Origin of the sequence: Pseudovibrio exalbescens, assembly GCF_028737195.1 — a bacterium.
In the GTDB taxonomy this organism is placed as follows: domain Bacteria; phylum Pseudomonadota; class Alphaproteobacteria; order Rhizobiales; family Stappiaceae; genus Pseudovibrio; species Pseudovibrio zosterae.
The window spans coordinates 176430-196607 of sequence record NZ_JAQZAJ010000004.1 but is presented as its reverse complement, the minus strand read 5'-3'; the positions used below and the strand labels follow the sequence as shown (position 1 = coordinate 196607).

At 57.2% G+C, this 20178-nt stretch carries 17 protein-coding genes; 5 read left to right on the top strand and 12 right to left on the bottom strand.

The features are described from left to right. Position 1 precedes the first annotated feature (1 nt). Both PUV47_RS13250 and PUV47_RS13245 read right to left on the bottom strand, forming a co-directional pair. Positions 2-928, bottom strand: coding sequence for a glycosyltransferase family 2 protein (locus tag PUV47_RS13250; protein ID WP_274219233.1), 927 nt, complete (start codon positions 926-928; stop codon positions 2-4). Between the two features lie 53 nt (positions 929-981). Next, entirely contained in the window at positions 982-1752 is a 771-nt protein-coding gene (locus PUV47_RS13245) for a glycosyltransferase family 2 protein (RefSeq protein WP_274219047.1), read from the bottom strand. Between the two features lie 94 nt (positions 1753-1846). Between PUV47_RS13245 and PUV47_RS13240 the strand changes: the two genes are divergently transcribed. Together PUV47_RS13240 and PUV47_RS13235 are read left to right on the top strand one after the other, a co-directional pair. Continuing rightward, entirely contained in the window at positions 1847-2623 is a 777-nt protein-coding gene (locus PUV47_RS13240) for a glycosyltransferase (RefSeq protein ID WP_274219046.1), read from the top strand. Positions 2624-2771: 148 nt separating this feature from the next. Continuing rightward, entirely contained in the window at positions 2772-3119 is a 348-nt protein-coding gene (locus tag PUV47_RS13235; RefSeq protein ID WP_274219045.1) for a RidA family protein, read from the top strand. A 48-nt stretch (positions 3120-3167) separates the two neighbouring features. Here PUV47_RS13235 and PUV47_RS13230 read toward each other — a convergent pair whose 3' ends face one another. The 4 genes from PUV47_RS13230 to PUV47_RS13215 are packed head-to-tail and all read right to left on the bottom strand — an operon-like array spanning position 3168 to position 7183. After that, positions 3168-4697 (bottom strand): acyl CoA:acetate/3-ketoacid CoA transferase, encoded by a 1530-nt coding sequence (locus PUV47_RS13230; RefSeq protein WP_274219044.1) that lies wholly within the window; start codon positions 4695-4697, stop codon positions 3168-3170. Positions 4698-4723: 26 nt separating this feature from the next. Then, positions 4724-5503 (bottom strand): enoyl-CoA hydratase/isomerase family protein, encoded by a 780-nt coding sequence (locus PUV47_RS13225; RefSeq protein ID WP_274219043.1) that lies wholly within the window; start codon positions 5501-5503, stop codon positions 4724-4726. A 15-nt stretch (positions 5504-5518) separates the two neighbouring features. After that, positions 5519-6370 carry a sugar phosphate isomerase/epimerase family protein gene (locus tag PUV47_RS13220; RefSeq protein WP_274219042.1) on the bottom strand — a complete coding sequence of 284 codons (852 nt, stop codon included), beginning with the start codon at positions 6368-6370 and terminating at the stop codon, positions 5519-5521. 24 nt (positions 6371-6394) lie between these two features. Beyond that, positions 6395-7183 carry a 3-ketoacyl-ACP reductase gene (locus PUV47_RS13215; RefSeq protein WP_274219041.1) on the bottom strand — a complete coding sequence of 263 codons (789 nt, stop codon included), beginning with the start codon at positions 7181-7183 and terminating at the stop codon, positions 6395-6397. Between the two features lie 260 nt (positions 7184-7443). Between PUV47_RS13215 and PUV47_RS13210 the strand changes: the two genes are divergently transcribed. From PUV47_RS13210 to PUV47_RS13200, 3 genes are all read left to right on the top strand, one after another. Then, positions 7444-8094, top strand: coding sequence for a TetR/AcrR family transcriptional regulator (locus PUV47_RS13210; protein ID WP_274219040.1), 651 nt, complete (start codon positions 7444-7446; stop codon positions 8092-8094). A 76-nt stretch (positions 8095-8170) separates the two neighbouring features. After that, entirely contained in the window at positions 8171-9388 is a 1218-nt protein-coding gene (locus PUV47_RS13205; RefSeq protein WP_274219039.1) for a glycoside hydrolase family 108 protein, read from the top strand. A 219-nt stretch (positions 9389-9607) separates the two neighbouring features. Further along, complete coding sequence (locus PUV47_RS13200) at positions 9608-10867, top strand: Hsp70 family protein (RefSeq protein ID WP_274219038.1); 1260 nt, start codon at positions 9608-9610, stop codon at positions 10865-10867. Here PUV47_RS13200 and PUV47_RS13195 read toward each other — a convergent pair. The 6 genes from PUV47_RS13195 to PUV47_RS13170 form a co-directional block, all read right to left on the bottom strand. Further along, on the bottom strand, positions 10864-11601 hold the full coding sequence (locus tag PUV47_RS13195) for a hypothetical protein (RefSeq protein WP_274219037.1): 738 nt from the start codon (positions 11599-11601) through the stop codon (positions 10864-10866). The genes PUV47_RS13200 and PUV47_RS13195 overlap by 4 nt on opposite strands. A gap of 150 nt (positions 11602-11751) precedes the next feature. Beyond that, entirely contained in the window at positions 11752-12135 is a 384-nt protein-coding gene (gene cueR / locus PUV47_RS13190) for a Cu(I)-responsive transcriptional regulator (RefSeq protein ID WP_274219036.1), read from the bottom strand. 61 nt (positions 12136-12196) lie between these two features. Continuing rightward, positions 12197-14599, bottom strand: coding sequence for a heavy metal translocating P-type ATPase (locus PUV47_RS13185; RefSeq protein ID WP_274219035.1), 2403 nt, complete (start codon positions 14597-14599; stop codon positions 12197-12199). 183 nt (positions 14600-14782) lie between these two features. Further along, positions 14783-16123: an HlyD family type I secretion periplasmic adaptor subunit gene (locus PUV47_RS13180; protein ID WP_274219034.1), complete on the bottom strand. Its 1341-nt coding sequence runs from the start codon at positions 16121-16123 to the stop codon at positions 14783-14785. After that, the gene (locus tag PUV47_RS13175; protein WP_274219033.1) at positions 16120-18156 is read right to left on the bottom strand and encodes a type I secretion system permease/ATPase; all 2037 of its coding nucleotides are present in this window, start codon (positions 18154-18156) and stop codon (positions 16120-16122) included. The genes PUV47_RS13180 and PUV47_RS13175 overlap by 4 nt, the downstream gene beginning before the upstream one ends. Before the next feature lie 36 nt (positions 18157-18192). Beyond that, positions 18193-20124, bottom strand: a complete 1932-nt coding sequence (locus tag PUV47_RS13170) for a hypothetical protein (protein ID WP_274219032.1) — start codon at positions 20122-20124, stop codon at positions 18193-18195. Positions 20125-20178 lie beyond the last annotated feature (54 nt).

The following is a 20178-nucleotide window of genomic DNA, read 5'->3' as shown; positions in this document are numbered from 1 at the left end:
TTCAGCGACCATGGATTTTTTGATAGACTGAGGGCAGGGATTGTGCCAATCCAGCAATCGTACCTACCACATAAGCCAACTTTTTGGATGCTTTCAGAAGGACCTTGCGCCAGCCTTTGTTTTGAACCGCCCAAGCGCCCAAAGCAACAAATAACAGGCCAAAAGCCTGAACCAAACGCCCAGCCGCTTTTGGCAGTATCTGGATGACAGCGACAGCCATGCCTTTTCGAGATCTCGAGATATACCCATGCACAGCGGCTACCGCCTTTGCGCGTTTGATCTGATATCTTAACGTAAGGCGCTCGGCAGGTATTGTTTCTTTGGTTATAGCATCAGGCACCCAAACAATGCGATAACCAGCATCGGTTACACGGTAAAACAGCTCTAAATCAGTGCCACCGCTGAACCTCATGGTTTGATTAAAACGATACTTTTCTTTAGTGCCATCAACCAGTTGAGCTTTTATAACAACATTGTCAGTGCCAGCGGACGACATCTCGGTCCCGCCTACACGTTTGTTTCTCGGTTTGTTGAAGTACCAATCCAGATTTGCCCCGGGCTCCGGAGTTGATTGAGTCCAGCCGTGGAAAACATCAGCAGGCCAAGTCTTCATTGCCCGCTCGATCTCTAAGAGCCAGTTCTCATCAACTTGCTCATCATCATCAATGAAGCCAATCCACTCGGGTTTTAATGCAACGGCAGCCTCAATGGCGGTATTGCGGGCGAATGGAATGCCCGGCTCAGGTTCATTGACCAAAAAAAACTGAACTCCGACGGCTTCTTCAAGCGCCGAAACGTACCCTTTTTCCAGAGGCTCAGCATTGTTGTTGCAGACGAGAACAGACAGTTTCAAACTTGGCGCGCTTTTTAGGCGCCCAATTGCTATCATACAGGCCAACAGCATTTCCGACCTGCCGCGTGTACACACGCACAAAACTAAATTTTGCTTAGTCACCAATTACAATTCCGCCCCTCAGGAAACTAATGCATGCGGCTTTCAAGCATTTTAAGAATGCGCATGAACCGGGAAAACGATTGCGTTGCGGCAAAGGCAAAGCCCTTCCAACCTGCAAATATGAAACGCCGCACAAAAAGATACTTGAACATCTCAACTGGAAATTCAGTGATCAACCTCAATCTCAGCTGCCACAAGGGTTTCTTTTCCTGCGTCTGTGCTGCGAGATCTGAGGTGTAATTCAATTTTGCAATCGTATGTCCCCAGTTGCGAAAGGAGTAGTGGTACTGCCGAGCGCTCAATATACCCACGCGATAGCCATCATCGACCTGCATACGATCATAGGAAGGATCTAGCTTGATGCGCGCGTGCTTTAGATTGTAAAGACGCGGGACCTTGCGGTAGTCAGCAAACAGGCGGGGTTTTTCGTCTCCAGGAAGCACCATGGTATTTCGAATGAGGAAACAGACTTCTGTAGGCTCATCGTTGTTGAAGAGCTGCAGTATCTCGTCCTTCAGCTCTGGCGTCACGACTTCATCTGCGTCGATGTAAAACACCCAGTCAAATGCGCATTGTTTTTCGCCAAAACTTCTTTGCGGACCGAAACCGCCCCAAGGGTTATGTATTACCTTAGCCCCAAACGACTCAGCGATCTCTACCGTATCGTCGGTCGAGCCAGAATCCACGACGATGATTTCTTGCCCCAGCCCCTGCACGCTTTTCAGCGTTCTCGCTATGCGATCGCCTTCATTGAGACTTCTTATTAGCACAGATAATGGTGCAGGTTTCCCTGACATGGCACTAAGCTCTTTTTCTAGAGATCATTAGCGGGTACATATCGCGGCAAAATTTGACCAGATCAAGAGCCTCCCAGGACTGAGAAGCTTTTTTATGGAAAAGGCACGGATTATGACGGAAATCAACAGCAATGACGCTGACGTAACTCTTTGCATTACAAGTTGCGGGCGGACGGAGCTTTTGCAAAGAACACTGAATAGCTTTCTGCCTTCCCATAGGGATAGCTTCAAACGAATGTTGGTGATTGATGATGCCAATAGCACCCAAGTAAAAAACTGGCTCGAAGAAACTCATCCAGATGTAGAAGTGATCCTGAATCACCCCCAGTTGGGCCAAATGAAATCCATCGACAAGCTATATGATATGGTGGAGACCGACTTCATCTATCACGGTGAAGATGATTGGTTGTTCGACGGCGAAAACACGATCCCTTCCTGTATGAAAGTGCTAGAAGCAGAGCCGAACGTAAGTGTCGTAAGTGTTCGAAAGCTATCAGATCTGCAGGAGCGTTTTCAGAAAAACTGCATTCGCAAGGAAGTAGACGGGGTTCGCTATGCGTTGATGCCTTTGGATATCCACCCGGAATGGCTGAGTTTTTCGTTCAATCCTGGCCTGACCCGCTTGAGCCTCTGGAAGAGGTACGGGCCCTATGCCAAACACGTAACGGAAGAAAGAATTAGCATCGCAATGAAACGTGATGGCCTCATGGTTGCTTTTCTGGACCCAGGTGCATGCCATCATATTGGTGATGGACAGCATGTAGATGATCCAGCTCAACCCATCAGGGCGAAAACCTTTCCGCAACGTATGAAACGCTCGGTTATGAAGCGAGTAAACAGGTTGCGCCGCCGTCTGGGCGCCGATGTTTGATCCCTTCACCCACAATCGGATCGATCGCTAACCTGCGGCGATTTATCTGTGTGGGGATCATGAGCTGTGGCGGAATGCCCTTTGGCATGGCATCGCAGCGCCTATAGGGTCGCGTCTCAGAAAAGACCTCTAAACACCGGAGCGAAAAATGGCCGAAATCGAGCGCATGGAAATCAAACAGCGCATGAGCAAGATCGTGAAGCACAGTGGCACGGTTTATCTCTGCGGACAGGTGGGAAACCGCGGCGACAGCGTTGAAGAGCAGACCAAGGAGTGCTTGCGCCGCATTGACGCGCTTTTGGAGCAAGCCGGTTCCGATCGCACACGTATTCTCCAGGCAATTGTCTGGCTTTCCGACATGGCCGACTTCGCTGCCATGAACAACGTTTGGGATGCTTGGGTACCAGAAGGCCACGCCCCTGCCCGCGCTTGCGGCGAAGCCAAGCTCGCTTCCCCAGAGCTGAAAGTGGAAATCATCATCACAGCTGCCTGCTAAGGCACTGCGGAGATTGAACAAAGGCGGGACCAGCTCCCGCCTTTTTCTTTAGAGAAAACACCCTTCGGGCATGGTCCGCTGCAAATTAAGCCCGGGCCGGAAGTCCATGAATGGAAAAATGTCCCGCTCGGGCTCGATGCCCGGTGCCAGCTCGATGATCTCTAGCCCTTCATCGCTTAAGCGGAACACTGCGCGCTCGGTTATGTAAAGCACTTCCTGCCCAGACTGCCGGGCAAAGGCGCCAGAAAAGGTAATCGCCGCCACCTTTTGGGTGAACTTGCGCACCTTTCCCGGTTGGATCACCGCGAGCTTGCCGCCTACAAAAGCGACCTTGGCCCCTGCCGCATCAAACGTGCCGCAGAACACCACCTTCTTGGCGTTTTGGGCAATTTCGATAAAGCCACCCGGACCAATCAAATTGCCGCCCAGATGGGACACATTCACGTTGCCGTGCCGGTCCGCTTCGCCCATGCCCAAAAAGGTCACGTCAATTCCGCCGCCTGAGTAGTAGTCGAACTGCTCGATGGAAGGGATGATGGCGTCGGTGTTGCTCGCAGCCCCGAACAAGGCATCGTCCAGCATGCGGCCATTATGAATGCCCTGCTCAAGGCTCATCCAGAGCCTATCGCCAATACCTTGTTCTGCAACAACGCCAAAAATGCCACCGGGAATACCGAACCCGAAGTTGAGCGAAGCATTCTCCTTCAGTTCAAGTGCGGCGCGGCGGGCGATGATGCGGCGCTCCAGCTTGGCGGGAATATCTGCCGTTGCCTCCCCAAGATAGGCCCGTTTGGCACCAGAAACGGTAAGGTCGTAGGAGCGCCCATAAAACTGAGGTTGCTCGGGTGCGGCAACCACACCATTGACCATGATGCCCGGAATGCGCACGTGCCGGGCGTGCAAGGCACCTTGCGCCACCACCTGACGCACCTGTGCCAGCACAAGCCCACCAGAGTTGTGGGCGGCAAGAGCCATGGAGTGAATGTCCATGTCGATGCTCTCTTCCTCCGGGCTGATGTTGCCCTTGGTGTCGGCATAGGTGCCGCGCACAATGGCCACATCCACCTTGAACGGCTTGTAGCGGAGGATCTCCTTGCCATCCACCTCCATCAGCTCCACCAGATCTTCGGTGGTACGGGCATTGCACTTGCCCCCCTGCTGACGAGGGTCAACAAAAGTGCCGAGGCCCGAATGGGTGAACAGGCCCGGACGGCCCGCGCCGATTTCCCGCAGGAGATGCTGCACTACACCGCCGGGGAAGCAATAGGCCTCCACTTTTTCGTCGCGCACAAGCTGCTGCATCTTGGGCGACCAGGTGAAATGAGCGGCAATGACCCGCTTCACCATGCCCTCATGGGCAAAGCGGTTGGTGCCCATTCGATCGCGATCACCCAGCCCGAGAGAATGAACAAGCGTCAGATCCCTCGGATGTCCGGTCTCCAAAAACCGCGTTTCGATGGCCTCCAGAATCTCCTCAGCGGAGATCATCCCTGCGCCATTGCCGGATATGGCAATGGTATCGCCATCCTTGATCAGGGCGGCCGCGTCTTGGGCGCTCAAAAACTCTGCTTTTGCCATGGGTTCAGTCCAGTTGGTGGTTCGCTCTAGCGGTTGGTATAGGTGGGTCTGCGCTTTTCAAGGAAAGCTTGAACGCCTTCCCTGCAATCTTCCGTTCCGGCGGCCTGCGCCACCGCGCTGGCGTGGTGCTGCGCCATATCCTCGTGCATGGTGTCGAGAAGCCCCTTCACCAGAGCCATGGCCGAAGGGCCGTTGCCGGAAAGCTGCGCCAACCACTCCGCAGTTTTGGTTTGCAAGGCCTCCTGATCTTCACAGACAGCCGTGACCAGCCCCCAGCTCTCAGCTGTTTGGGCAGAAATCGGCGCCCCCAAGAGGGTGAGATGACGCGCGCGTGAAACCCCGGCGATCTCCGCCAGACGGCGCACGCCCATCCAGCCGGGGATCATGCCAAGCGTGACTTCCGGCGTGCCGAACTTGGCGCGTGCCGTACACAGGCGCAGGTCTGCAGCCATGGCCAGCTCCAGCCCGCCGCCAAGGCAATGGCCGTTGATGGCCGCAATGATCGGCTGAGGCAACTTGCGCAAGCGCTCAAACGCCTCAATGCCAAACAGTATCCAGTCACGCCCCATATCGTGCGGCGTCAGGCTGCCCCATGCCTCGATGTCTCCGCCGGTGCAAAAGAACCGGTCGCCTTCCCCGCGCAGGACAATGGCCCGAAGGTCTCGGTCCCCCCGCGCTTCCTCGCAGATCTTGCCAAGGTCTTCCAGCATGGCATAGGTCAGGGCGTTGCCCTTTTCCGGGCGGTTGAGGATGATCTCGCCATGGGCTTCATGGCGCACCCATCTTGTCTGCTCACTTAACTTCATGTCATCCCCACTGGCTCAGCAAACGGTGGTCATGCGGTCGATGCAGGTTGAAAGCACATCATCTTCATTCTGCAGCCACCAATTGTTTTTTGAGAATATTTCCACCTCGACAGGCCCTGCGTACCCTGCCGCCTCCACCCAACGCCGAATTTGGCGCAGGTCCACAACGCCATCGCCCATCATGCCCCTGTCCTGAACCAGATCGGTGGTGGGCACCAGCCAGTCAGACACATGGAAGCCCAAAATGCGGTTCTGCTTGCCGGCACGGGCAATGTCGCGCTCCAGATACTCGTCCCACCACAGGTGGTAGACGTCCACCGCAACGCCGAGACCCCCGCTGTTGTGTGGGTCGAGCGCCTCACACCAGTCCAGCGCTTGCCCTAACGTGTTGAGGCAAGACCGGTCCCCGGCTGTCATGGGGTGCAGCGGCTCCAGCGCCAGAGGCACACGAAGCTCTCGGGCGGTTTCCATCAGCTCGGCGACACCGTCCTTTACTTGACGGCGCGCGCCCGCAAGATCCTTGGAGCCTGCAGGCAAGCTTCCCACCACAAGGATGTAGCAGTCCGCGCCCAGCAGCGCTGCGGTCTCAAGTGCCCGCTTGTTGTCCTCAAGGGCCGCCCGGCGCGCTTGCTCTGTTTCCTGCGGAAAGTAGGTGGAGCGGCACAGCCCATTGACCTTTAGCCCTGCGTCATTGATCTGGCGGGCAACCGCATGAACCTCGCAGCCTTCAAGATCGCGGCGCCACGGCACGATGCTGCCGAAGCCATGACGGGCGGCGCGCTCAATCACTTCAGAAATCGGACTGCGATGCCCCAAGCTAGCGGTATTGAGGCTTAAGAGCGGGCTGTTCTTTTCCAAAACACGCATGGGAACTCAACAATCTCCCCGCCGTCAGAAATTCGGGATGGTGAGGCCACCATCAACCAAGACAGCCTGTCCAATGGAGTAGGGCATCTGGCCTTCGGCCATGCTCACCACGTATTTGGCAATGTCTTCTGGCTGGCCCCAGCGCTTCATGGGCACAAGGCCTTCCGCTATCAGCTTGTCGTATTTCGCCTTGGAGGGGCGCGTCATTTCCGTCTCGATAATGCCCGGCTGGATTTCGTAGACCCCAATTCCTTCTTCCGCCAAACGCAGGGAGAACAGCTTGGTGGTCATGCTGGACGCCGCCTTGGAGACACAATACTCACCGCGGTTCAATGCCAAAGCCACTACGTTGCAGGAGGTTACGTTGATGATGGCGCGGTGCTGGTCGCCAATCTGGCCCTGTGCCAGCATGTACTTTGCCGCCCGCTGGGTGAGAAAGAACACAGCACGGGTGTTGACGGAGAGGTTGTAGTCGTAGCTGTCCACCTCAACATCCAGAATGTCGCCTCGGTTTTTCACCGAGACACCAGCGTTGTTCATCACAACGTCAAGACGGCCCCACTTGTCGAGCGCGGCGGCAAACAGCACGCAATGAAGGTCCAGATCCGCAACATCACAGGCAAAAATTTCGGCATCTCCCCCCAAAGCCTGGATGTCCCGCGCCGCGCTTTGCAGCAAAGCGATATCCTCTGCGCCGTCGCGGTCGTTAAGCAGAACATTGAAGCCCGCCTTTGCCAGCGCCACGGCACAGCCTCTGCCAATGCCTCTGGCAGCACCGGTAATAAGGGCGACGGGGCGTTCGGAAACAGTCATCTGTGATACTCCACGGTTGTCTGTTGCCATTAATTAACTATCCAGTTAGTTAGTACAAGCAGTGATTTTACCAACAACGCACTCGCAGCACCGTTGTGTGACTGGGAAAGATCACTGGAATCAATAGGCTCAAGGTAACGTGAACGGAATGAATTATTGTTGCATTGTTCAAGTTGCCCCGAGAAAAACAGCGGAAGCCGTGGCAGCAACAGGGATGATGGGCAGCAACACAGGGCGTGTGTCCATCCCTTCAGAAAGACATGATGACAGAAACCGACAGGCCTAACCCCATGAAGCAGCGTCGCAACGCAAAGGAGACACGCCGCAAGATTTTGGAGGCCGCGCGGGATGAATTTGCCTCCGCCGGATTTGAAGGCGCGCGCGTGGACCGGATTGCAGAGAGTGCGGGCGTGAACAAGAACATGCTCTACCACTATTTCGGCAACAAGGATGCTTTGTTCTCAGTGGTTCTCGACGAGGCTTATCGCGACATTCGCCAGCAGGAAGCTGCCTTGGAACTAGACCACTTGTCCCCTCTGGAGGCGATCAAGGCTCTCGTTACCTTTTCATGGACCTACTACCTCAAGAATCCGGAGTTCATACGGCTGCTCAACGCGGAAAACCAGTTGCAGGGCCGCCATGTCAAAGCCTCTGCCGACACTAGGCAAATCAACCAGACCCATCTGGTGCGCATGAAAGAAATCCTGCAGCGCGGGCGAGAAGATGGCTCACTGCGCGATGATATTGACCCCATACAGCTCAACATCTCCATTGCCGCCCTCGGTTTTTTTTACCTCATCAACCAGCACACACTCTCGACCGTGTACCAACGCGACCTGATGAGCAATGAAGAGCTGGATGAGCGCCTGCGGGTGATGCAAGACACGATCTTGTGCTGGGTTCGTCGCTAGGCGCGGCACTTATCCCCCGCCTTGGCAGCGGCACTTAGACTGAAGTCCTCTTGCTTTCATGAGGAATGACCGCGCCATGAACCCGTTCTTATCCATCGCCCTTTCCCTTCTGCCCGATCTGGTATCCGCCCTTGAGCCGGATGAGGAGAGCGTTTCCACCCGCCGCATCAGCCGCGTGATCAAAAGCGTTACGGGAGCAACGGATCCGGAAAAGATCCGCGCGGCCCTGGAGCACGACAGGGAACTGGAGGTGCAACTCACCCTCGCCCTTGCCAAATTGAATGCCGATCTTCAGGCCAAACGCCTCAATGCCTCAGTCAAGCAGGCGGAAAATGCGCGTCAGGATGCGATGGCGCGGCTCGACCGGCATTTGGCAGACCAGCGCGAAGCGCGTTCCGCGTTTTCGACACTGGCAAGCAGTGCAAATCCGTTTGCTTGGGGGCCTGTGGCGGTCTCCATGGTTGTCACTCTCGGCTTCTTCGGCATTTTGGCTGGCTTGCTGGTGTTGTGGCAAGCGCCGGTTGAGGCCAGCAACCGAGAAGCGTTTCAGTTGCTCAACATTGCCATTGGCGCTCTGACAGCGGGCTTTGCCACCGTCATCAGTTTTTGGCTGGGCTCCTCGCAGGGGTCCCGCGCAAAAGACGCTGCCCTTGCCACCCCGGTGCGCCAACCGTTTTCTTCCCCCTCACAGCAGCTCACACCCCTGCAGCATTCACCCCAGCAGCTTTCGCCCCAGCAGCTTTCGCCCCAGCCCGCCTCTTTCACACCCCCCGCAACACAAGAGCGTTTTGACGCGTGCGTCGAGATTGTCCTATCTCATGAGGGTGGGTACGTGGACCACCCGCAAGATCCGGGCGGCGCGACCAACTTCGGCATCACGCTTGCCACTCTGCGCGACTGGCGCGGCGATCTCGCCTTGTCCGCCGAGGATGTGAAGGCTCTGTCTCGCACGGAAGCCAAGCAGATTTACCGGGCGCGCTACTGGCAGGCCCTTTCATGTGATCAGCTTCCTGCTGGCCTTGATCTGATGCTGTTTGATTTTGGCGTCAATGCCGGACCGGGCCGGGCGGCCAGACTGCTGCAACGCTTGGTGGGGGCCGCGGAAGACGGTGTGATTGGCCCCCGCACCCTTGCCGCAACTACCGAGTTAGCGACCCGTCGCTTGATCAACGCCTATGCGGACGCCCGGCTTGCCTACTACCGCGGGTTGTCGCATTTCAGCAGCTTTGGCCGCGGCTGGACAAACCGGACAGAGGCTGTTCGCAGCGCCTCCCTTGGCATGGTGATTGACTGACCTGCGCTCTGCCCCCCTGCGCCCCTGCGCCTTGTGCCTTGTGCTTTGTGCTTTGGCCCCAAAAACTAAGTGAGGCGTGTTCGCCTCACTTGTCCCCGCAGTTAGGGAAAGCAGCTCTTCCCTGCTGCGAAAAGTCACGTGAGCACTGGACGTTTCTCCTCCCATCGTGTAGGCACGCTCTCCCCCTTCTTACCGAGAGACCATTCAGGCGAGGCGAGCATGACCCCTACTTGCGCAGGCATTGATTTTGGCACGTCCAATTCCACCCTCGGGGTTTTCACCGGCAACGGACCGAAGCTCGTCCCCGTGGAAGGCGAAGCAACCGACATTCCCACCGCGATCTTCTTCAATTTTGAAGAGCAAGAGACCGTGTTTGGCCGTCAGGCGCGAGCAGACTATATGGACGGCTTTGAAGGCCGCCTCATGCGCTCGTTGAAAAGCGTGCTCGGCTCTGCCCTCATTGAAGAAAAGACCCCCATTCTCGCAAAGTCCGTCCCCTTCAAGGAAATCATCGGCATTTTTCTCGGACACTTGAAGGAAAAACTCACGCATTTTGCGGGCGGTGACGTCTCACAGGTGGTCATGGGCCGTCCCGTGCATTTCGTCGATGATGATGCAGAGGCCGACCGGGCCGCTCAGAACACGCTGGAAGAAATGACACGGGCACAGGGTTTCAGCTCGGTAGCCTTCCAATATGAGCCCATTGCCGCCGCGCTTGCCTATGAGCAGCAAGCCACCCGCGAAGAAGTGGTTCTTGTGATTGATATCGGCGGCGGCACTGCCGACTTCTCCGTGGTCCGCGTCTCACCAGAACGCGCAAAAGCAGCCGATCGACTGGATGATATTCTTGCAAATACCGGCGTTCACATCGGCGGCACAGACTTCGACCAGCTGCTTTCCATGGCGCAAGTCATGCCTCATATGGGCTACAAGAGCTTGAGCCGTGACGGCAAGCGGCCCCTGCCGTCAAAGTACTACTTTGAACTCGCCACCTGGCACTCCATCAACCGCATGTACGACCCAAAGATCCTCAGAGAACTGCGTGAAGTGCGCCGCGAAGCTGCCGAACCCCTTCGGGTCGACCGGATAATAGACGTGGTGACACATCGGCAGGGCCATGCGCTGGCAGGCCTTTGCGAGCAGGCGAAGATTGACCTGTCCGACGCGGCGGAAGTGACCGTTTCCTTGCCCCTGAAAGAAAGCGCGCTGTCGCTGCCGCTCACCAAGGCAGAGTTTGACGCGGCCATAAATCCCTCCGCTGAAAGGCTTTCCGAAGAGATCGACACAGCCCTTTCCATGGCAGGCGTGACCGCGCCGACCATCGACTGCGTGTTCCTGACCGGCGGCACCACCCGTGTGCCCCTGCTGCAATCCATGTTCCGCGCCAAGTTTCCAGAAGCACAAATCGTGGAAGGGGATGTGTTCGGCGCTGTGGGAATGGGCTTGGCGCTGGACGCGCACCGCAAGTTCGGCAGCTAGAACCAAACGCGCAGGCCTACTGTTCCGTAGTGCGCGCCGCCGTCCGTATCACTAATAAAGCCATAGGCCCCAGAGCGGTGATGGAAGCGGAACATGAGCTGAATATGCTCATACTCCGGCAGGGCAAAGGTGATTTCCGGAGCGAGGTAGTGAAGCAGGCGGTCGCCGCCCGCCTTCCCGCCCCGCGCTTCTTCCACGGGGGTGATCTTGTCCGCGTAGTTGATGCCCGTTGAAACGGCAACAGAGGTGTAAAGATACTCGCGCCATGGAAACCCGTCGAAACGCAAGTACGCGGCCAGCCACACTTCCGTTACATGTTGCTGCCCATAACGGCGCGCGATCCCCACTTCCGGTTCAACGTGCACCATGTCCCAGAGCGAAAGAATGCGCTTGGACGCCGCGCCAGCCACAATGAAGTCATTGTCGTAATCCCATGTGTGCGGCGGATGCGCCTCCGTGAAAATCTGATACATGCCGTCTTTCACATAGGAACCGTTATAGATGGACACCGCACAGCGGCCTTCGCAAGGCGTAAACAAGCCATACCAGCGAAAAGCGAAATCGTCCTGTGTCAGCGCATCGGCCTTGCCTGCCGCCTGCTCCGGCGGATCAGCGGCATAAACACCATTTGAAACATTGAGAATGGCTGCCAGCAAAAACGCGCCAAGGATGCGCGATAAACGCCAAAAAAACCGGCGCAGTTCTGCGCCCCCGGTTTTGACAGGGCTGAGCACTGACCAACGTCACTCCGCTTGCACCGTCGAAGGCGGGTAAGGCCTTCGAGTCGGATAGGATCCTTCAGACCCTAGTGCTAGCAGGTTCGCGCGCCGCCATAGCCCCCGACTTCTTTGAGTTTCCAGAGGCGAAAACGGGCAGTCTGTGGTTCAGTTGCTCAACTCGTTGATAATCGGGCAGTCAGGATCCTCACTGCCCGGGCAGTCCTCAGCCAACTCGTGCAGGGTTCGCTTGAGATGTTGCAAGGAGCGGATCTTTTCATCCACTTCACAAATTTTTTCCAGCGTCATTGCCTTGACGCTGGAGCTCGTTCGTTCTTCGTCCTCATAGAGCGAGAGCAGCGATCGGCACTCCTCGATGGAAAAGCCAAGGTTGCGCGCTCGTTGCAGGAACTGCAGCCGTTGCACGTCTTTTTCGGAGTAATCGCGGTAGCCATTCTCGGCACGGGCCGGACGGATCAGGTCAATCTCCTCGTAGTACCTTATGGTCTTTGCCGCCAAGTCAGAGCGGCGAGCTGCTGCACCAATATTCATGGGTCCAACCTCCAGAGGGAATCGCCTGAAGGCTCCGGAAAGCCCGGAGCCTTTAGCCAGTTTACAACTTAAGCTTACGTAACCGCAACGCGTTTGATATCACCGAAACAGATGACAAGCTCATTGCCGCTGCCGCAAGCATGGGCGAGAGCAATGTACCCGTGAGAGGATACAACAGACCGGCGGCAATCGGTACCCCACCTGCATTGTAGACAAAGGCAAAGAACAGGTTCTGCTTGATGTTACTCAGGGTCCCTTGCGCCAGCACACGCGCCTTGGACACCCCGTTCAGGTCTCCTGAAAGCAAGGTTATGCCCGCGCTTTCAACGGCGACATCTGCCCCTGTGCCCATGGCAATGCCCACATCCGCTGCCGCCAGCGCTGGTGCGTCATTCACGCCATCTCCGGCCATGGCGACCTTGCGGCCCTGCGCGTGCAACTCGTCAATGAGCTGTTGTTTTTCCTCTGGCCGCACGCCTGCACGCACTTCATCAAGGTTCAGCTCCCGCGCTACGGCGTTTGCCGTACGTTCATTGTCTCCTGTTGCCATGACAACCCGCAGGCCCTCGGCCCGCAGCCGTGAAATGGCCTCTCGGCTGGTTTCCTTGATGGGATCGGCAACCGCAAGCAGACCAGCCACTTCGCCGTTGACCGCAATGATCATTACGGTCTTTCCCGCGTCCCGCAGATCATCCGCCACGTTGGCAAAGGAGTCCGTTCCGATGGTGTTGGCGCTCATTAGGGCTGCATTGCCGAGCAGCACCTTCTTACCTGCCACAACACCAGAAACGCCCTGCCCCACATGTGCATGAAACTGGTCGACAGATTGAAGGGCCACACCCCGTTCTGCCGCACCTGCAACAATGGCATCCGCCAGTGGGTGTTCAGAGGCTTTTTCCAGCGAAGCCGCCAACCCGAGAAGTTCGTTTTCGCCCGAAAATGAGAGCACCACCACATCCGTCAGCGTCGGTTTTCCTTCGGTAATGGTGCCGGTCTTGTCCAGCACCAGCGTATCCACCCGCGCCATGCGCTCCAGCGCTTCTGCGTCCTTGATCAAGACCCCGGCCTGTGCCCCCCGCCCGGTCGCGGTCATGATGGACATGGGCGTTGCCAGCCCAAGTGCACAGGGGCACGCAATGATGAGTACAGAAACGGCAGCCACGATGGCATGTGCTAGAGCTGGAGAGGGACCAAACAGCGCCCAGATTCCGAACGCAACCACCGCCACCAGTACGACAGTGGGCACAAACCACCCGGCAACGCGATCTGCCAGCCCTTGAATGGGGGCCCGAGAACGCTGCGCGTTGGCAACCATGCCCACAATCTGAGAAAGCACGGTGTCTGAACCAACGGAAGCCGCTTCAATCACGAGCGTGCCGGATTTGTTCAAGGTGCCGCCGGTTACGCGATCGCCCCTTTGCTTTTCCTGGGGCACAGGCTCACCGGTAATCAGGCTCTCGTCGACAGATGACATGCCTTCGATGACAATGGCGTCTGTTGGCACGGCCTCACCCGGACGCACGCGCAAAAGATCTCCGGCAACGATGTTTTCCAGCGGGGCATCATATTCTTCCCCATCCGGGAGAACGCGCCGCGCCGTCTTTGGCGCCAAGTCCATCAACGCCCGTATGGCATCACCCGTGCGTTCACGGGCCCGCAGCTCCAACACCTGACCGACAAACACCAAAGCAACAATGACAACGGCCGCCTCAAAGTAGACCGGCACGTGCCCGGCCTCGGTCTTGAGCGTATCCGGGAAAATTTGCGGGAACAGCACGGCAACAACGCTGTAAGCAAATGCAGCGCCCACCCCAAGCATGATCAAGGTCCACATGTTGAAGTGCCGTGTTTTCAAGGAGGTCCACCCACGGGCAAAGAACGGCGCTGCCGCCCAGCCAACGACGGGCAGAGCGAGTATCAACTCCAAATAGAGCGATAGGGTTTCGCCAATCCACGAGCGAATGGGCAGTCCCACCATTGGCCCCATTGTGATGACCAGCAGCGGAATGGCCGCGCCGACACTCACCCACAAGCGACGGGTAAAATCGATCAGCTCGTGGTTCGGCTCATCGGATACACCGTCCATCGGCTCCAACGCCATGCCGCATATCGGACATGTGCCAGGCCCTTCCTGTACAATCTCCGGGTCCATGGGGCAGGTAAAAAGGGCGGACTTGTCCTGCGCCTTCGCGGCTTTTTCCTTGTTGCCAGAAAGATAAAAGTATGGATCGGCCTCGAACCGGTCATGGCACTTGGGATTGCAGAAATGGTAGTCCTCCCCCTTGTACCGCAACGAGGGTTTTCCGGCACCAAGAGTAACGGACATCCCGCAGACCGGATCAATGGCGGTATTGTTTTCATCCCCTGCAAGCCCCACGGGGGCGTGGCCGCCAGCTCCATGGCTGCCACAACATGCGGCATGGGAAGCCCCCTCATCGGAGGGGGAAGACTGTTGATTGCTCATGGCACACCTTCTTTTTCAACTTGTTATGGCGAGCCTAAAGGTTCCAGTGACTGGAAGGTCAAGCAGTCTATTTCGCGTTTTTTAGAAGAGCCAGCTCAAAAGCAGAGCATGCTTTTTCAAAGCCTAATCGGCCCCCAAAGGATGCGCCCACCTTGCCGCAGTCTCCCAGATGAGGCCGCGGCACTAAGGCTCGCGGAACGCCCGCGCCATGCTGTCTTGCAAGGGCTCAAGCAGGTAATCAATGAAGGTGCGGTCCCGCGTGGTGATATAGACCTCCGCTGGCATGCCCGGCGTTGCCTGAAAGTCGATCACGTCGGCTATAGCTTGCGGGTCCAGCTTCACACGGGCCACATAAACATCCGAGGCCGTGAACGAGCGGCGTTCATCTGGCAAGGCATCAGCGGAAACATAAATCACCTGCGCTGGCAGCATGGGGGTCGTTCTCTGGTTCAGCGCATTCATCCGCACCATGGCCTTCTGGCCCTTGCGCACATTGTCGATATCCGCAGGGTGAATGTTGGCCTCAATCACCAAATCGTCCTGCAACGGCAGGATTTCCATCAAGTCCTTACCGCTTTCTACAACCCCGCCAGCCGTGTGATAGCGCATACGAATGACCGCCCCCCGCACCGGCGCTTTGATCTCGATGCGCTTCAACACGTCTTTTGCCGCAAAGATCTGCTCACGCACATCATCTAGGTCCGCATTGATGGCCTGCAGTTCATCAACTGCAAACTGCGAGGCCTCATGACGTGCTTTGGCGATCTGGGCGCGGGTGCGGGCAATGCGCTCCGTTGCATCTCCAATTTCCGCTGTAATGCGTCCAACCTCGCCGCGCAGGTTCGCCATGGCCCGCTCCAGCCCCAGCACCTCCGACTTGCGGATCAAGCCGGACTTTAGCATTTCCCGTTTCGTCTCAAGCTCTTCTGCAAACAGCGCCATCTGCTCTTTCACGGCCACCCGCTGGGTCTTGCCGCCTGTCACTTTTTCTTCCAGCGCATCAATGCTCTGTTGCAGGATGTCAATTTCACTCTGCAACCTTTTGGAGCGCGCCTGAAAGGTCAGTGCCTGATTGAGCAAGATGGCGTGTATCCGCGGGTCATCGCGGCGCGCTTCCAACCCTTCTGGCCAAGAGATCTGCGTGATGCCGCGCCCCTCATGAACGAGGCGCGTCTGAACCGCCTCAAGACGCGCTTGCCGGATTTGCAGGCGGGCCAGGTTGGCCTGCGGAGCAGTGGGATCGAGGCGCAACAGCACGTCGCCCTCTTCCACGATGTCCCCTTCCCGCACCAGTATCTCTTCGATGATCCCGCCTTCAAGGTGCTGAATGATCTTGTTTTGGCCCGTTGCCACAAAGCTGCCGGTTGCAACAACGGCCCCGGCCATGGGGGCTGTTGACGCCCAAACACCAAAGCCAACAAAGGTCACCAGTACGACCACGAGACTGGCCAGAATTGGAAAAGTGGTGCTGCGCGGCACATCTTCGTACCAACTGCTATCGAGAATGAGGCTGCGCGTGGTCATGATGTCGGCTCCAGCTGGGCCCGGGGCGTTGCTGCGGTCTGATCAAGGGTCGGGGTCGCATTGGCCACTGGCGCGGGGCGCCGGCCTGTTACCAGCGGCAAAACGTCATCGCGCACCCCGAAGGCCTGCACGGTTCCGTCTTTCAACATCAGGATCTTGTCGGCACAGCGCAGCAACTGGGGCCGCTGGGTGATGGCCACCACCGTAATGCCTTCCGCCTTGGCGCGCCCCATGGCCTCGCTGAGCGCCTGCTCTCCCGTGGCATCCAGATTGGAGTTCGGCTCATCCAAAACCACCAGCCGCGGCTTGCCGAAGAAGGCGCGGGCAAGACCAATGCGCTGCTTTTGCCCCCCGGAAAGGGGCGAGCCATCCATCGCCACTTCTGTCTCATAGCCCTGCGGAAAATGTGAGACCATCTCGTGAATATTGGCCATTTGCGCAGCGTGGAACACCTCGGCGTCCGAAGCGCTTTCTCTCATGCGCGCGATGTTGGCCTTGATGGAACCGGGAAACAGCTGCACATCCTGCGGCAGATAGCCGACATTTTCGCCAAGCTGGCGCGGATCCCAGTTGCGCAGGTCCATGTTGTCAAGACGCACGTTTCCAGCAGTGGGCGCAATGGACCCCACTAGCATTTTGCCCAGTGTAGACTTCCCGGAGCCTGAGGCCCCCACAATCGCCAAGGCTTCACCCGGTGTCAGATCAAACGACACCCCATTCAGAATGACGCGCTTGTTTGGCGGCGGCACATAAAGAACCCGCTCCACCGCCAGCGCCCCTTTTGGTTCCGGCAAGCGCAGGCGGCGCACATTGAGCTGGGAGGTTTGCAGCAAAGTTCGGATGCGCCCGAATGCGGCACGCGCGGCGATGAAGCTCTTCCAGCCTTCAATGGTGCCTTCCACCGGCGCCAAAGCCCGCCCGCCAATGATGGAGGCGGCAATAATCATGCCGCCAGTGATCTCGTTGTTCAGCGCCAGCCACGCCCCCCATCCCAGCATGGTGATCTGGGTGCACAAGCGGATGAACTTGGAGATCCCCGCCATCACCACATTTCGGTCTTGCCCAACCACTTGAGACTTCAGCGAGTTCGCCGTTTCGCGCCCCCACAGTCTCACGCTCTCCGGTATCATGCCCATGGCATTGATAACCTGCGCATTCCGCGCCATGGCATCGGCTTGCAAATTGGCGCGGGCGCTGAACGCCCCGGCCTGACTGAACGGTATTGCGGTCAGCCGCTGGTTGATCCGCGCCACGATCAGCAAGATCACAATTGTCCCCGTAACGATCAGCCCCAGATGCGGATGCACCAGAAAAACTGCCAGCAGGTAGATTGGCGCAACTGGCGCATCCAGCATGGTCAAGAGCACAGAGCCTGTCAGGAAGCTGCGCAACTGCTGCAAGTCCCCAAGCGCCTGAAATTCCCGGCTTGATCCGTTGTGGGAGGCTTTGGCTGCGGCGCTCAGCACGGGTGCGCCGAGCCGCGTCTCCAGGTCCACGGCAACGCGCATCAACATGTATCGCCGAAACATATCAAGCAGCACATGGGCAAGGATCAGCCCTACCACGATGACAGTCAGCATCACCAACGTATCCACGCTGCGACTGGTCAGCACCCGGTCTGAAATCTGGAAGAGGTAGATCGGCAGTGCCAGCACGAGAATACTGGATGCAAACGAGAAAAGACCCACAACAAGGAGGTGCATTTTTGCCCGAACAAGAACGGAATGCAGCACCTGCCGAAAATCAAGGTCGGTCTCCTCCTGCTTTTTCTTCGGGTTCGAAGGCGGCTTTGCATAGGGACGCGGGAGAGGCCCGTGCAAGCCCGCAAGCAACCGCCCCTTCCCTTGCCCCTTTGAAGCCACCGCCCCCGCAGCAGAAAGCCCGCCGAACACAGGTGCAATGGCATTCTTCACGCGCCGCAGGCCCAAACGCACCTGCACTTTCCTCAATCGCCAAAACCTGCCTTTGGTTTCCGCGCGATCACGCGCCGTGCCCCACGCTGCAAAAGTCACATCAACATTGCTCAGTGTCATAAAGACCTACTTCTGGATTAAATGCCTTGTAAAAATCTAGGTAAGGAGATCAGAAAACAGGTCTCCCGCGTTGAGTGAGGCAAATGCATAGCCCCCCTCGTCCGTCGGCCCGCTGTCCTCCCCTCCTGTGAAAGCAATAACTTCATTCACAAGGTCTCCTGCCGACTTGAGCTGAGAAGGAGCGGAGGCGCTGTCCTCCACCGAGATGTTGACCTGAATGAGCAGGTCTTCCTCGGAGTAGGCGCCGCCCAGATACTGAAACCCGGACTGGCTGTCGTAATCGATGATTTCCGCCTTGTTTCGCGCAAGGTTTGCGCCGCCGCTGCCGTAGTTTGGTGTATCAAGCTCCCCAGTCGCAGCGCCCTCGCCGATGATACGGCCCGTGTCCATATCGGAAAGGACATTCACCTGCTCGATGACATTCAGGTGATAGCTGTTTCCTGTGACGAACAGCACCTTGAAATCAGTGGAGCCGATCTGAGGAAAGCCGAACTCGAAGCCGGCTGGCTTGTAGGTCAAAGAACTTTCGTGTTGTGCTATCCCGCTAAAAAACGCCGATGCCTCGGAGTCCATTGGTTTGAACAGCGAGCCGCCACCAATCGTCTTGATCTTGGCATCGTTGATGAGGCGGTTGCCTTGCCCCGCATCGGTCAAGCCAGAAGCTTCCCAGGACACCCGGTCGGCATCCAACAGCACATTGCGCTGCGAGATGTAGTTGAGATCAAAATAGTCGCCTGCGGTAATGATCATGTCGTAGGCGGACACATCCTTGATCACCTGGGCCGCATTGACCTGCGTGTTATCGCCAAGCGACACGTAGCTGCCGCCTGCGTTCAGCTCGTACTGGATGTGATCATTGTCAGAGAGAAAATTGTACTGCTGCACAACACTGACGTTGTAGAGGTTCCCCACCGCCACATCCACGTCGAACGAATAAAGCGCTGATGCTCCAGATACATAGGAAGAAATTAACGTCTCCCCCGAGCTGCTGATCTCGCTGGCGTTGAACAGGGTGGGTTCGCCGGTGCTGGCCGCCTGCTGTGTCGTTTGTCCAGCGCCCACATAAACGTTGCTCTGAACAATGGCGTTGGTGGCGTAGTAATCCCCCATGACCACCACCGATGTTTTTGCCTCAATCAAATCGGCAATCACGGCAACATTGGTTGCTTCGTTGTCGCCCAAGGCGACACTGTGTTCAGGCGCTTCGGGCTCTTTTGAACTGACGGGGGCTGTTTCTGCCTCCGCGTCTTTTTGTGCCTCAAATTCTGTTGGGTCATAGGTGCCGGTGTTCTCACCGATCTTCACGGTGACGTCTTTGAACCCGTTTTCAGCACGGGCGACCTGCCCTTGCGCAGCCTCTTTTGCAAGCTCAGGTTCGGGTTGTGCCAGCTCAGCGAGCAGTCCGGGCACCACCGCCGCCTCGGAGGCTTCAACTGCGCTCTGAAGCACTGCCTCTGCAGATGGAAGCTCGCTTGCTGGAGCCCAGACCACATGGTCCTGAACCAGAACATCGTCATCCTGCAGCGCGTTTTCCTGCTCAATACCGACATACGTACCCGGTGCGCTGAAGAAGTCGTAGTTCAGCTCTACATCCAACTCCCAGTCGGTAACCGGCGCGGGACCATCAAGGGGTCCAGACGGCGCGGTTTGCGCCGGAGCATCAACGGGTGGTTGGCCCTCTGGCCCAACAACAAGGCCGTTCAGAGCGGGAATGAAATCCAAGGAAAGATCCGGCACTGCGATCGGCACACCCAGAGGGTCCGCGCCAACCGGTGAGGCGTTGGTGGAGGGCAGCTCTTCCGGTTCGTCCGTGCGCCATGGCTTTACGTCCACCATTTGCTCAACGAGAACGTCTTCAAAGCCGGATATGGCGTGGTCGTAGCGGATGGATGTTGTTGCAAGGTCTTCCCTCAGCTTGAGATACCCGAGGAAGTGCCATGTAATTTCGTTGATGGATTGCGACAGCATCTGGGTTGCCTTGACTGTTGGTCTTCAAAGAAGACCTGCGCGGATAGTCTCCGC